The sequence below is a fragment of the Streptomyces sp. MZ04 genome (assembly GCF_004684775.1).
In the GTDB taxonomy this organism is placed as follows: Bacteria; Actinomycetota; Actinomycetes; order Streptomycetales; family Streptomycetaceae; genus Streptomyces.
Window position 1 is genome coordinate 51,134 of the sequence record NZ_SRIC01000014.1, and the last position, 12,373, is coordinate 63,506.

At 72.1% G+C, this 12,373-nt stretch carries 12 protein-coding genes; 2 read left to right on the top strand and 10 right to left on the bottom strand.

From position 1 onward, the window contains the following. Positions 1–21: 21 nt before the first annotated feature. The 10 genes from E2651_RS05650 to E2651_RS05695 all read right to left on the bottom strand — a co-directional run bounded on the left by E2651_RS05650 (position 22) and on the right by E2651_RS05695 (position 10,260). Positions 22–882 carry a phosphatidylinositol-specific phospholipase C/glycerophosphodiester phosphodiesterase family protein gene (locus tag E2651_RS05650; RefSeq protein WP_135329867.1) on the bottom strand — a complete coding sequence of 287 codons (861 nt, stop codon included), beginning with the start codon at positions 880–882 and terminating at the stop codon, positions 22–24. A 112-nt stretch (positions 883–994) separates the two neighbouring features. Next, positions 995–1,666, bottom strand: a complete 672-nt coding sequence (locus tag E2651_RS05655; protein WP_135329868.1) for an ATP-binding cassette domain-containing protein — start codon at positions 1,664–1,666, stop codon at positions 995–997. Further along, a complete protein-coding gene (locus tag E2651_RS05660) occupies positions 1,659–2,573 on the bottom strand; it encodes an ABC transporter ATP-binding protein (RefSeq protein ID WP_135329884.1) in 915 nt (304 codons plus the stop codon). The genes E2651_RS05655 and E2651_RS05660 overlap by 8 nt, the downstream gene beginning before the upstream one ends. 41 nt (positions 2,574–2,614) lie before the next feature. Continuing rightward, positions 2,615–3,505, bottom strand: a complete 891-nt coding sequence (locus E2651_RS05665; protein WP_135329869.1) for an ABC transporter permease — start codon at positions 3,503–3,505, stop codon at positions 2,615–2,617. Further along, on the bottom strand, positions 3,498–4,463 hold the full coding sequence (locus tag E2651_RS05670) for an ABC transporter permease (RefSeq protein ID WP_135329870.1): 966 nt from the start codon (positions 4,461–4,463) through the stop codon (positions 3,498–3,500). Before E2651_RS05670 ends, E2651_RS05665 begins: the two co-directional genes overlap by 8 nt. Positions 4,464–4,495: 32 nt before the next feature. Continuing rightward, on the bottom strand, positions 4,496–6,091 hold the full coding sequence (locus tag E2651_RS05675; protein ID WP_135329871.1) for an ABC transporter substrate-binding protein: 1,596 nt from the start codon (positions 6,089–6,091) through the stop codon (positions 4,496–4,498). A gap of 153 nt (positions 6,092–6,244) precedes the next feature. Continuing rightward, the gene (locus tag E2651_RS05680; RefSeq protein ID WP_135329872.1) at positions 6,245–7,336 is read right to left on the bottom strand and encodes an acyl-CoA dehydrogenase family protein; all 1,092 of its coding nucleotides are present in this window, start codon (positions 7,334–7,336) and stop codon (positions 6,245–6,247) included. Further along, positions 7,333–8,550 (bottom strand): acyl-CoA dehydrogenase family protein, encoded by a 1,218-nt coding sequence (locus tag E2651_RS05685; RefSeq protein WP_135329873.1) that lies wholly within the window; start codon positions 8,548–8,550, stop codon positions 7,333–7,335. The genes E2651_RS05680 and E2651_RS05685 overlap by 4 nt, the downstream gene beginning before the upstream one ends. Next, the gene (locus tag E2651_RS05690; RefSeq protein ID WP_135329874.1) at positions 8,547–9,515 is read right to left on the bottom strand and encodes an NADPH:quinone oxidoreductase family protein; all 969 of its coding nucleotides are present in this window, start codon (positions 9,513–9,515) and stop codon (positions 8,547–8,549) included. Before E2651_RS05690 ends, E2651_RS05685 begins: the two co-directional genes overlap by 4 nt. Positions 9,516–9,648: 133 nt before the next feature. Further along, positions 9,649–10,260, bottom strand: coding sequence for an XRE family transcriptional regulator (locus E2651_RS05695; RefSeq protein WP_135329875.1), 612 nt, complete (start codon positions 10,258–10,260; stop codon positions 9,649–9,651). Positions 10,261–10,337: 77 nt separating this feature from the next. On the opposite strand from E2651_RS05695, the gene E2651_RS05700 reads away from it, so the two are divergent. Beyond that, positions 10,338–11,309 (top strand): NAD(P)/FAD-dependent oxidoreductase, encoded by a 972-nt coding sequence (locus E2651_RS05700; RefSeq protein WP_135329876.1) that lies wholly within the window; start codon positions 10,338–10,340, stop codon positions 11,307–11,309. A gap of 25 nt (positions 11,310–11,334) precedes the next feature. Next, positions 11,335–12,240 (top strand): SDR family oxidoreductase, encoded by a 906-nt coding sequence (locus tag E2651_RS05705; RefSeq protein ID WP_135329877.1) that lies wholly within the window; start codon positions 11,335–11,337, stop codon positions 12,238–12,240. Positions 12,241–12,373: the final 133 nt, after the last annotated feature.

Genomic DNA, 12,373 nt, shown 5'->3' on the forward strand with positions numbered 1-12,373 from the left:
GGCATGTCCTCCGAACGGGTGCTAGTTCCCGTGGGCGTCGAGGAATGTTTCGAGCCCCGCCAGGTCGTCCGTATTCAGGTGATCGACGCCTGCGGCGAGGAGCTCGCCCCACACCGCCTCGCGCGCCGGACCCGCCAGGTCGGGGGTGGCCCAGAAGCGTACGCGCTGACCGCGCTTGTGGGCGGTGGAGACGATGCCGCGCAGCTTGTCGCGCTCGGCCGCGGGGAACGCGCCGACGCCCTGCCAGCTGAAGTTGAGCGTCCAGTTGTCGCTGATCAGCGGGATGAAGGAGGCCGGGGCCGCGGTGCCGAGATCGGCGAGGCGGCCGTCGTAGAAGGCGCGGCGCACCCGCTGGGCCTCCATCGGCGCGCGGGCCGCGCGGTCGCCGGAGATCACCGCCGTCACGGCGGAGCGGCGCACCTTGCCGTGGGCGTACGTGGTGAACAGGTGCCGGTAGCGCTGGAGATGGCGGTCGAGTTCCAGGTACGTCGCCGCGCCCTCGGTCTTGATGTCGATCAGGAGCTGGAAGGGAGTGCGGTGGTAACCCCGGTACACGGAGCCGCCGTTGGCGCGGACGCGGGCGGAGAGAGGGTCCAGGTACAGGGATTCGAGGGTGCGGGTGGGGTCGAGGTCCACCGGGTCGTGGGCGACCAGGAGTTGGCCGTCGACGAGGTAGATGTCGGCCTCGACGCTGCCGAAGCGGTGGTCGAGGGCGTCGAACAGGGGCCGGGGGTGCTCGTAGTCGTTGTGCGCGTGGGCGCGGATGAGGGGGCGGGGGCCGTGTCCGCGCTCGCTCGCGTGGGCGTACGCGGGAACGGCGACGGTGCCCGCGAGGGCGGCGCCGAAGGTGGTGAGGGCTCTACGACGGCTGAAGAGGGTCATGGAGACTCCCGGAGGACGAGGGGACGACGGGCGGGGCCTCAGTGAGTATGAGGCCATGCCCGCGTCAAGAAACCCCCTGAGGCGCGGAGTTGGCGCTATCGACGCCCTTCGTTCACTCCGGAATTCGCGCGGCCACCAGCTCGCTCCAGTGCACCGTCCGGTCGCACCACCGCTCCAGGAGCACCCGGTCGTGTCCGACCGCGAGCAGACCCGCGCCGCTCTCGCGCCGGTACTCCTCCACCGCGTGCACCAGCGCCGCCGTCGTCGAGGCGTCCAGCATCGCGGTCATCTCGTCGCAGATCAGCCAGCGGGGGCGGAGCACCAGCGCGCGGGCCAGGCAGGCGCGCTGCAGCTGGCCGTCGCTCACCTCGTGCGGTCTGCGGCCCAGAAGGTCGTCGCCGAGGCCGACGGTGGCCGCCAACTCCCGTACGCGCTCCGGTGCTTCGCTCCCCCGGCCGCCTGCGCGCAGCGGCTCTGCGATCAGGTTCGTGAGGGTCAGCCGGGGGTCGGCGGAGAGCCGCGGCTGCTGAAAGACGACGCCGAAGGCGGTGCGCTGGGTCCGGGGTGCGCGGTGCCGCCAGCCGCGCGCGGGCTCACCGTCGATGACGACGCGGCCCGCGTCCGGCTTGTGCAGCAGCGCGGCGACGCGGGCCAGCGTCGACTTGCCGCAGCCGCTGGGGCCGAGCAGGCCGACGGAGGCGCCCGCGTCGACGGTGAGGTCCACGCCGCGTACGACGGGGGCCCGGCGGTCGTATCCGGCGGTGACGGAACGCAGTTCAAGCACGGGGTGCCTCCAGCAGGGCCGCCGGGTGGGGGTGGTGGCAGGCGACTTGGTCCACCGGCTCGGGAACGGCCCCGCAGGCCTCGTCCGCCGCCGAGCAGCGCGCCGCGAACGCGCATCCGCCCGGCAGCGCGGACAGCTCGGGCGGCATTCCGGGGATCGGCGTGAACTCCCGCTCCGGCAGGGCGTCGAGCAGGCCGCGCGCGTACGGGTGGCGGGGTCCCGGGGTGCCGAAGAAGGCGTCGGCGTCGGCGAGTTCGACGATGCGGCTCGCGTACATCACGGCGACGCGGTCGGCGATCCGCTCGGCGGCGGCGAGATCGTGGGTGATCAGGAGCAGCGCGCGGTCATCGCCGACGTGCCGGCGCAGTTCGTCCACCGTGCGGTCGACGAGGTCGCGGTCGAGTCCCGTGGTCGGCTCGTCGGCGAGCAGCAGCGGCGCGTCGCCGATGAGCGCGAGCGCGGTGGCGGCGCGCTGGGCGAGCCCGCCGGAGAGCTGATGCGGGTAGCGGTCCAGATGTCCGGCGGGGAACGCGGCGCGCTCGGCGGCGGATTCGGCGGCCGCCCGCAGCTTCGGCCGGCGCACGCCCGCGAGCTGCCGCAGGGTCTCCTCCAGCTGGGAGCGCACCGTCCGCACCGGCGTGAGATGCGCGGCCGGGCTCTGCGGTACGAGGCCGACGCGCCGCCCGCGCACCGTGCGGGCCAGGGTCCGTTCGTCGGCGGTCAGCAGGTCGATGTCGCCCAGGAGTGCGGATCCCGCCGTCTCCGCGTTCTGCGGGAGCAGCCCGAGCAGCGCCGACGCGAGCACGGACTTGCCGCAGCCGCTCTCGCCGACGAGGGCAAGGCACTCCCCCGCCGCGAGGTCGAAGCGGGCGTCGGTGACGGCGGAGACGAAGCTGCCGCCGCGCATGCGGAAACGTACGGAAAGGCCCTGCACGGACAGCACGGGAGTCACAGCGTCAGCTCCGATCGGCGCCGGGGGTTGATCCGTTCCCGCCAGGCGCCCGCGAGGCCCGCGATCGCCAGGGTGGGCACGATGATGAACAGGCCGGGGAAGAGCGTCGGCCACCAGTCCCCGGCGAGCAGCGAGCCGCGCGCGCTCTGCACGAGCGTGCCGAGGCTGGCCTGGTGGGTGGGGAGTCCGAGCCCGAGGAAGGACAGCGCGGACTCGTGCCACACGGCGTGCGGCACCATCAGGACGGCGGCGAGTCCGGCCTGCGGGAGCACGCCGGGCAGCAGATGGCGCACGGTGACGCGCAGCCGCGACGCACCGCCGGAGAGCGCCGCGTCGACATAGGGGCGGGAGCGCAGCGAGAGCACCTCGGCGCGCACGATGCGGGCCGTGGACAGCCAGTGGGTGAGCGCCACGGAGACGACCACCGGCCATACGCCGGGCCGGAACATCGCCACGATGAAGATGCCGAGCAGCAGGTGCGGCACGGACGAGAAGACGTCCACGAGCCGCATGACGACCCGGTCCACCCAGCCGCCCGACGCGGCGGCGAGGGCGCCCACGGCCGTGCCGATGACGGTGGCGACGACGGCCGCGACCACGCCCACCAGGAGCGAGACCCGCAGCCCGTACACGCAGCGCACGAGCAGATCGCGGCCGACGTCGTCGGTGCCGAAGGGGTGTGCCCAGGACGGCGGTTGAAGCTTGGCCGCGAGGTTCACGGCCTGTTCGTCGAGGTTCACGAGCGGCGGTACGAGGAGGACGGCGAGGACGACCGCCGCGACGATCACCGCCGAGGAACGCACCCGCCACGCGCGCGTGGAGCGGGTCTTGGAAGTGCCCCCAGGAGAAGTGCCCCCTGTAGTGGCACGCCAGGTCACGTCAGCCATCGAATCCCACCCTCGGATCGGCGAGGCCGTACAGTAGATCGGCGAGGAGGTTGCCCAGGAGCACCGCCGCCGTGGCGAGCACGGTCAGCGCGGCGAGCAGCGGGAAGTCCACGGAGGTGGCGGCCTGCACGGTGGCGGCCGCGATGCCGGGCCAGCTGAAGACGGTCTCCACGAGGAGCGCACCGGTGATCAGTTCGGGCACCCGGGAGCCGATCAGGGTGAGCACGGGCAGCATCCCCGAGCGCAGGGCGTGCCCGAGGAGGACGGTGCGTTCGGCCAGGCCACGCGCGCGTGCACCGCGGACGGGGTCGTCGCCGAGTGCGTCGCCGACGCCTTGACGTACGTACAGGACGAACCAGGGAAGCTGCGAGATCGCCAGGACGGCGGCGGGCAGCACGAGATGGCTCGTGACCTGTCCGGCCGTCACGGTCGAGCTCGCGGTGTCCGTGAGCCCGCCCGAGGGCAGCACGCCCAGCTTCAAGGCGAACAGCCAGACGGCGAGGAGGCCGATCCAGAACGGCGGCGCCGCCTCCAGTGTGTACGCGAGCGAGGTCACCGCGCGGTCGAGCCAGCCGCCGGGGCGGCGCGCGGCCAGGACGCCGAGCGTGGTGCCGGCGAGGATCGCGAGCAGGAACGCGGTGGCGGCGAGCAGCACGGACCAGCCGATGCGTTCGCCGATGGCGTCGGAGACGGGCTGGCGCAGGGTGCTGGAGTCGCCGAGGTCGCCGGTCAGGGCCGAGGTGAGCCAGTTCCACCAGCGCTGGACCAGGGGCTGGTCGACGCCGAGGTTGGCGCGCAGCTGGTCGAGGTTCTCCTGGGACGCCGTGAGCCCGGCCGTCCCCGCGTACGCCTTGACCGGGTCGAAGGGGGACGCGGCGGCGATCGCGAAGACGCCGAAGGTGACGGCGAGCAGGACCGGGACGGCGAACAGAGCCCGCCGTCCCGTCATGCGCGCCATCGGCCCCCACGGGAGCTTCCGGAGCGCGGACTTCACTGCTTCGGCTGCCAGTCCTCGACGTTCCACCACGGTCCTGACGCGAGGCCGTGGTCGTGCGGCTCGGTCTGGGTGGTCAGGTCGCCGAAGCGCTTGTCGACGACGTAGAGGTGGTCGATGTGGGTGAGAAAGGTGTAGCCGGGGTTCTTCACCAGTTCGCGCTGGATGGTGTCGTACGCGGCCTGCCGCTTGGCGTGGTCGCCGCTCTCGCGGGCCTCGTCGAGGGCCTTGTCGACCTTGGGGTTGTCGTAGTGGGCCATGTTGTTGAAGCCGTCACCGGCGAGGGAGGACTTCAGGAGGGTGTACTGGTCGAAGTCCGGGTCGGCCGGGGAGCCGCCGCCCGCGAGGACCGCGTCCTTGGGCATGCGGGGCTCGATGACCTCCCAGGTGCCTGCCTGCACCTCGACCTTGATGCCGAGCTTCTTGGCGTCGGACGCGTAGGCGAGCGCGTGGTCCTGGCGGAGCTTGTCGCCGGAGAGGTACCAGAGCGGGAACTTCGCCTGGACGCCCTCCTTCTCGCGGATCCCGTCCTCGCCGGGCTTCCAGCCCGCCTTGTCGAGGATCTTCTTGGCCTTGGCGGCGTCGAACTTCCGCTCGGTGCCCTTGGTGAACCAGGGGCTGTCGGTCGGTACGGGCCCGTAGGCCTCCTTGCCCGCGCCGTCCAGGATGGAGTCGACCATCGCCTTGCGGTCGACGCCGGTGTCGAGCGCGCGCCGGATGCCGGTGTCGCCCGCGACCTTGTTGCCGGTGGGCAGGGTCACCACGCGGTAGTCGAAGGTCTTGGCGGCGTACGTCTTCTTGTTGGCGTCGTGTCCGTACTTCTTCGCGAGGTTGGGCGGCAGGATCGCGCCGTCGAGCTCACCGGCGTCGAGCCGGGTGGCCCGGATGTCGTCGTCCTTGATGATCGCCATGGTGAAGTTCTTGACCTTCGGCGCGCCGCCCCAGTAGCCGGGGTTGGCCTTGAAGGTGAGCTTCTCGCCCTTGGACCACTTCACCAGCTTGTACGGTCCCGTGCCGACCGGCCGGGTGGTGAACTCGCCCGTGTTCACGTCCTGCTTGCCGGCTATGTGCTCGGGCGCGATCGGCAGGACGGTGCGCTCGGCGAACGGCGCGTAGGGGTACTTGAGGTGGAAGACGACCGTGTCGTCGCCCTTGGCCTCGACGCTCTTGACGGCGTCGAGCTCGGTCTTGGCGGCGTTGTTGGTCTTCTTGTCGAGGATCGTCTCGTAGGTGAAGACGACGTCCTTGGACGTGAAGGGCTTCCCGTCGCTGAACTCGACGCCCTCGCGCAGCTTGTACGTGTAGGTCGTGCCGTCGTCGGCGACCTTGGGCAGCTCGGCGGCGAGCGCGGGCTTGAGCAACATGTCGGCGTCGTGTGTGAGCAGACCGTCGAAGATCTTGGAGTTGCCGTCCTTGCCGTAGCCGAGGAGCGGGCTGAGGGTCTCCGGCTCGTACGCGATGCCGACGACCGCGGAGTCCTTGGCGGCGCCCGCGCTCTCGCCGTCGCCCGGCGCCGAACAGGCCGAGGCGGCGACCGCCAGAGAGGCGGCCGCCGCCACCGCGCCCGTGCCCCGTATCGATCGGGCCCTCATGCTCCACACCCCTACTGAAGATCAACAGTTATTGCGAATGATTCGCAATTATGCCTCACGTGATCGACACGTCGTCATGGAGAGGTAAAACAGGCAGCCCGCACGCGGTACGTGCGGGCTGCCTCGAACACTGCTGTGGGGTATGTACGTCGGTCAGGGCGCCTGGAGGTCGAGCATCTGTGCCAGTTCCTCGCGATGCCGGCCCGCCGTGCCGAAGGCGATCGAGTCGGCCTTGGCCCGCTTCAGATAGAGGTGCAGCGGGTGCTCCCACGTCATGCCGATGCCGCCATGCAACTGGAGCGCCTCCTCGGCGGCGTGGACCGCGACGGGAGCGGCATAGGCCTGGGCGAGGGCCGAGGCCAGGTTGGGCTCGTCGCTGCCGGTGGCGAGGGCGTCGGCGGCGTGCCGGGCGGCGGCACGGGTGTTGACGACCTCCAGCCACACCTGGGCGAGCCGGTGCTTCAGCGCCTGGAACGAGCCGACGGGCCGGTTGAACTGGTGCCGTTCCTTCGTATGGCGCACGGTCTCGGTCAAGCACCATTCGGCGAGGCCCAGTTGCTCGGAGGCGAGCAGCCCGGCTCCAGCCCGCAGGCCCATGCGTACCGCCAGGTCGGTGTCCGAGGTGAGGGCACGCGCGCGTGCCGCGTCGAACGTCACCGTGGCGAGCGGACGGGTGGGGTCGAGGGAGGTCTGCGCGGTGACGGTCACGCCGTCCTGAGCGACGTCGACCGCGAAGAGGCCTGCGGCCGTCGGCACGAGCAGCACGTCGGCGGCGGCCGCGTCGGCGACCCCGGTGACGCGGCCGTGCAGGGCGCCGCCCTCTTCGCGGACGTCCGCGAACCGCCGGCCGGGGGCCGCGGACAGCGGCACGGCGAGCACGCCGACCGTGCGTCCCGACGCCAGTGCCGTGAGCAGCTCGGCCGCCGCTTCCCCGTCGCAGACGAGGAGCGCCTCGGTCGCGACGACGGCGCTGGTGAGGAAGGGCACGGGCGCCACCACGCGGCCCAACTCCTCGAGGACCACGGCCGCTTCGCGGTGCGTGGCACCCTGGCCGCCCAGCTCCTCGGGCACGAGCAGCCCCGCGAGGCCCATGCCGTCGGTGAGCGACTTCCACAGTTCACGGTCGTGCGGCTCGTCGGTCTCGCAGCGGGCCAGGACGGTGGCCGCGTCGCAGTGGTCCGCGAGCAGGCCGCGTACGGCCGAGCGCAGCGCCTCTTCCTCTTCGGAGTAGAGCAGATCAGTCATCGCGCGAGGTCCTTCCAGGCGACGTCCTTGTCGGTGCGCGGTTCGGACGGCAGACCGAGGACGCGCTCGGCGACGATGTTGAGCAGCACCTCGTTGGTCCCGCCCTCGATGCTGTTGCCCTTGGCGCGCAAATAGCGGTAGCCCGCGTCACGTCCCGCGAAGTCGACCTTCTCGGGCCGCCGCATCGTCCAGTCCTCGTACAACAGCCCTTCCTCGCCCAGGAGTTCCACCTCCAGGCCGCTGATCTCCTGGTTGAGGCGGGCGAACCCGAGCTTCATCCCGGAACCCTCGGGGCCCGGCTGCCCCACGACGAGCTGCTGCCGCAGCCGCTCACCGGTGAGCCGGGCGACCTCCGCCTCCACCCACAGCTTGAGGAGGCGCTGGTGCAGGTCGTGCGTGCGCAGCTCGGGGCGCTCGCGCCAGGTCGCGGCGACGGGGCCGATCAGGCCGCCCTCGCGCGGGATGCGCGCGCCGCCGATGGACACGCGCTCGTTCATCAGGGTGGTCTGCGCGACCTTCCATCCGTCGCCGACCTCCCCCAGGCGGTGCGCGTCGGGGATGCGTACGCCGGTGAGGAAGACCTCGTTGAACTCGGCCTCGCCGGTGATCTGGCGCAGCGGCCGCACCTCGACGCCCGGGTCGGTCATGTCGCAGACGAAGTACGTGATGCCGCGGTGCTTGGGCACGTCCGGGTCGGTGCGGGCGATGAGGATGGCCCAGCGGGCTGCGTGCGCGCCGGACGTCCACACCTTCTGCCCGTCGACCACCCAGGTTCCCCCACTCTCGGCTTCGCTCGAGCGGGAGGTGCCCCCCTCGTCACGGACGGCGCGAGTGCCGAGCGCGGCGAGGTCGGATCCGGCGCCGGGCTCGCTGAAGAGCTGGCACCACACCTCGTCGCCGATCCACAGCGGCCGCAGGAAACGCCGCTTCTGCTCGTCGGTACCGAAGCGCAGGATGGTGGGGGCCGCCATACCGAGCCCGATGCCGATGCGGCGCGGGTCGTTGTCGGGCGCGCCGGCGTCCTCCAACTCGGCGTCCACGACGGCCTGCAGGGACCTGGCCGCGCCGAGGCCGCCGAGCCCCTCCGGGTAGTGCACCCAGGCGAGTCCGGCGTCGAAGCGGGCCCTGAGGAAGTCGACGCGGCCGGTCGACGCGGGCGGGTGGGCGGCGAGCAACTCCTGGGTGCGGCGGCGCAGTTCGGCGGCGTCGGTCATGCGGCGCCCCCCTCGGGGACCACGACGACGCGGCCCGTGGTGACGCCGTCGGCGACGCGCTGGACGGCGGCGGCGGCCTCGCCGAGCGGCACCCGCTCGCTGATGAGGGGCTTGATGGCGCCCTTGGCCGCGAGCTGGGTGAGCTCCTCGTGGCAACGGAGGATCGCCTGCGGGTCCTTGGTGTTGTAGAGGCCCCAGTGCAGGCCGAGGACCGAGTAGTTCTTCACCAGGGCGTGGTTGAGCGCGGGCGTCGGGATGACGCCGCTCGCGAAGCCGACGACGATGATCCGCCCCTCGAAGGCGACACACTTCGCCGACTGCGCGTACGCGTCACCGCCGACCGGGTCGTAGACGACGTCGGCACCACGGCCGCCGGTGGCCTCCTTGACGGCACCGATGACGTTCTCCGTACGCCGGTCGATCACGACGTCGCAGCCGAGCTCCCGCGCGACCTCGGCCTTCGCCGCGCCGCCGACCACGCCGATGACCTTGGCGCCCGCCGCCTTGCCGAGCTGGATCGCCGCGCTGCCGACGCCGCCGGCGGCCGCGTGCACCAGGAGCGTCTCGCCCTCCTGGAGGTGGGCGCGGCGGTGCAGGCCGAACCAGCCGGTCTGGTAGCCGATGTGCAGGGCGGCGGCCTCCGCGTCGTCGAGCCCGTCGGGCGCGGGCAGCACGGCCGCCGCGTCGGCGAGCGCGTACTCGGCGAAACCGCCGTACGGCAGTGCCGTGTTGGCGATCACGCGGCGCCCGTCCTCGGTCTCGCCGCAGATCTCCGCGCCGGGCGTGAACGGCAGCGGGGGCCTGACCTGGTACTGCCCCCGGCAGAGCAGGGCGTCGGGAAAGTTGATGTTGGCGGCGCGGACCTTCAGGAGCAGCTGTCCGTCGCCCGGCACCGGGCGCTCCACGTCTTCGAGACGCATCACCGCGCTCGGCTCGCCGTTCTGGTGCACTTGCCATGCCTGCATGCGGGGCCTCCACGGGGGCTTTCCTGGACCGGGCTCGATCGCATACTAAGCGGTCGCTTGAAGTGGGGGGAAGGTCCCGTCAGGGCGTCCTCACTCTTGCTTGGACTGTCGCAGTTCCTGCCTGGGGCTGTCGCTATTTCTGCTTGGACTGCCGCTGTGCGGGGCGCGCCCTGACGTGCATCCGCTCCCCCTGCGGCCCGAACAGGCTGAGGAATTCGGCGGGCCCCTCGCCCGTCGACCCGAACCAGTGCGGCAGACGGGTGTCGAACTCGGCGGCCTCGCCGGCCGTGAGGACCACGTCGTGATCGGCGAGCACGAGCCGCAGCTTTCCCGAGAGGACGTACAGCCACTCGTACCCCTCGTGGGTCTGCGGATCGGGCTGTACGGAGCGGGCGGGCTCGACCACCTTGTACGCCTGGAGGCCGCCGGGCTGCCGGGTCAGCGGCACCATGGTGCGGCCGTGCCGGACGATCGGCTTGGCCCGCACCCTGGGGTCGCCCACGGGCGGGGCGCCGACCAGCTCGTCCAGGGGCACCTGGTGGGCGCGGGCGATGGGCAGCAGCAGCTCCAGGCTGGGCTTGCGCCGGCCGGACTCCAGGCGCGAGAGCGTGCTCACGGAGATGCCGGTGGACTGCGAGAGGGCGGCCAGGGTGGCGCCGCGCTCCTTGCGGACGCGGCGGAGGCGCGGGCCGACCTCGGCGAGGACTCCGTCCAGGTTCGCGTCCTCTTCGGTCTTCTTCGCCATGGCTCTATTGCAGTTTCGGCAATGTTCTTTGTCAATACCGCGCCGCCGGTGCGACGGTCTCCGTGGAGGTGGTCACCATGACCCAGGACACCAGGAACGTGAACGGCGACAGCACCGGCACCGCCTACGACGTGGTCGTCGTCGGCGGTGGTGCGGCCGGGCTCAGCGCGGGGCTCGTGCTCGGCCGGTCGCGGCGTCGCGTGCTCGTCGTCGACGCGGGCGAACCGCGCAACGCGCCCGCCGCGCACATGCAGGGCTACCTGTCGCGGGACGGCATGCCGCCCGCCGAGTTCCTCGCCGAGGGGCGGCGGGAGCTGGCCGCGTACGACGTGGAGGTGGCCGAGGACCGTGTGACGGCCGTACTGCCGGACGGCGCCGGGGAGTTCGAGGTCACGCTCGCCGGCGGCCGGTCGGTGCACGCCCGGCGGATCGTCGTCGCCACCGGCCTTGTCGACGAGCTGCCCGACCTGCCCGGCGTCGCCGAACGCTGGGGCCGTGACGTGCTGCACTGCCCGTACTGCCACGGCTGGGAGGTACGGGACCAGCCCTTCGGAGTGATCGCTTCGGAGGTGACCGGGATCCACCAGGCGCTCCTGGTCACCCAGTGGTCCAAGGACGTGACGCTCTTCCTGCACACCGTGCGGGAGCTGTCCGACGAGGACTGGGAGCAGCTGGCCGCGGCCGGCGTCACGGTGGTCGAGGGCGAGGTGGCCGGCCTCGAGATCGAGGACGACCGTCTGATCGGGGTGCGGCTCGCCGGCGGCCAGGTGTTCCCGCGCTCGGCACTGTTCGTCGACGCGAAGCCGCTGCCGCGGCACGGTCTGCTGAACGAGCTCGGCGCCGCCATGCAGGACACGCCCGTCGGCCCCTACCCGGCCGTCGACCCGACCGGCCGCACGAGCGTCCCCGGCGTCTGGGCCGTGGGCAACGCGACAGGCCCGAAGGTCCAGGTGATCCACGCGGCGGCCGCGGGCTACCAGGCCGGCGCGATGATCAACTACGAGCTCGTCATGGCGGACATCAATTCCCGTACGGCCATGGAGCTTTGATGCGGAAGGCGGTATCGATGCGGCCATGACGGACGAGACTGGCGCGTCGCCGCCCGGACTTCCCGCGCCTCCCCCGCCGGGCGTGAGCGCCCTGCCGGACGGTACCTACGACGGGGCGGTCGTCCTGGTCACCGGGGGCGGGACGGGGCTCGGCAAGGCGATCGCGGCGGAGTTCGCGCGGCTCGGGGCTGATCTGGTCATCGCCAGTCGCAAGGAGGAGCGGCTGAAGGCGGCGCGGGACGAACTCGTGGGCCTCGGCGGCCGGGTGACAGCCGTGCCCTGCGACATCCGCGACCCGGACCGCGTCTCCGCGGCCTTCGACGCGGCGCAGGAGGCGTACGGACTGCCGGACGTGCTGGTCAACAACGCTGCCGCGAACTTCCCCGTCCCCGCCGAGGACATGTCCCCGAACGCGTGGCGCTCGGTCGTGGACATCACTCTGACCGGGACGTTCCTCATGACGCGCGAGTTCGCGCGCCGTCATCTCGCGGCGGGTACGCCCGGTTCGGTCATCGCCATCGGGGCGTCGTACGCGTGGACGGGCGGGCCCGGCTTCGCACACAGCGCGGCGGCCAAGGCGGGCGTGCGGAGCCTGGTCGAGACGCTGGCGGTGGAATGGGGTCCGTACGGAATCCAGGTCAACGGCCTGGTGCCGGGCCTGATGCCGCACGAGGACATGACCGCCGATATCCGCGGCAACCTTGAATCGACTGGCCGCCGGGGCGAATTGAGCTCCCGCCAGCCCGCTCTCCGCGTGGGCACGCCGCGCGAGCTGGGCTGGGCGGCGACGTTCCTCGCCTCGCCGTACGCCCGCTTCATCACCGGGCACACCCTGGTGGTCGACGGCGCGAACTGGCAGCGGCGCGGGCTGGTGAGTCCGCAGGTGATGACGGTGCGCGAGCAGATGGGGCGGGGGCCTTTCGAGGGCTGACGCGAGGGCCTTTCGAAGGCTGACGCGGGGGCCTTTCGAAGGCTGACGCGGGGGCCTTTCGAGGGCTGACGCGAGGGCCTTTCGAGGGCTGACGCGGGGCGGCGGAGGGGTGCTGGAGAGGTCTACTTCCCCT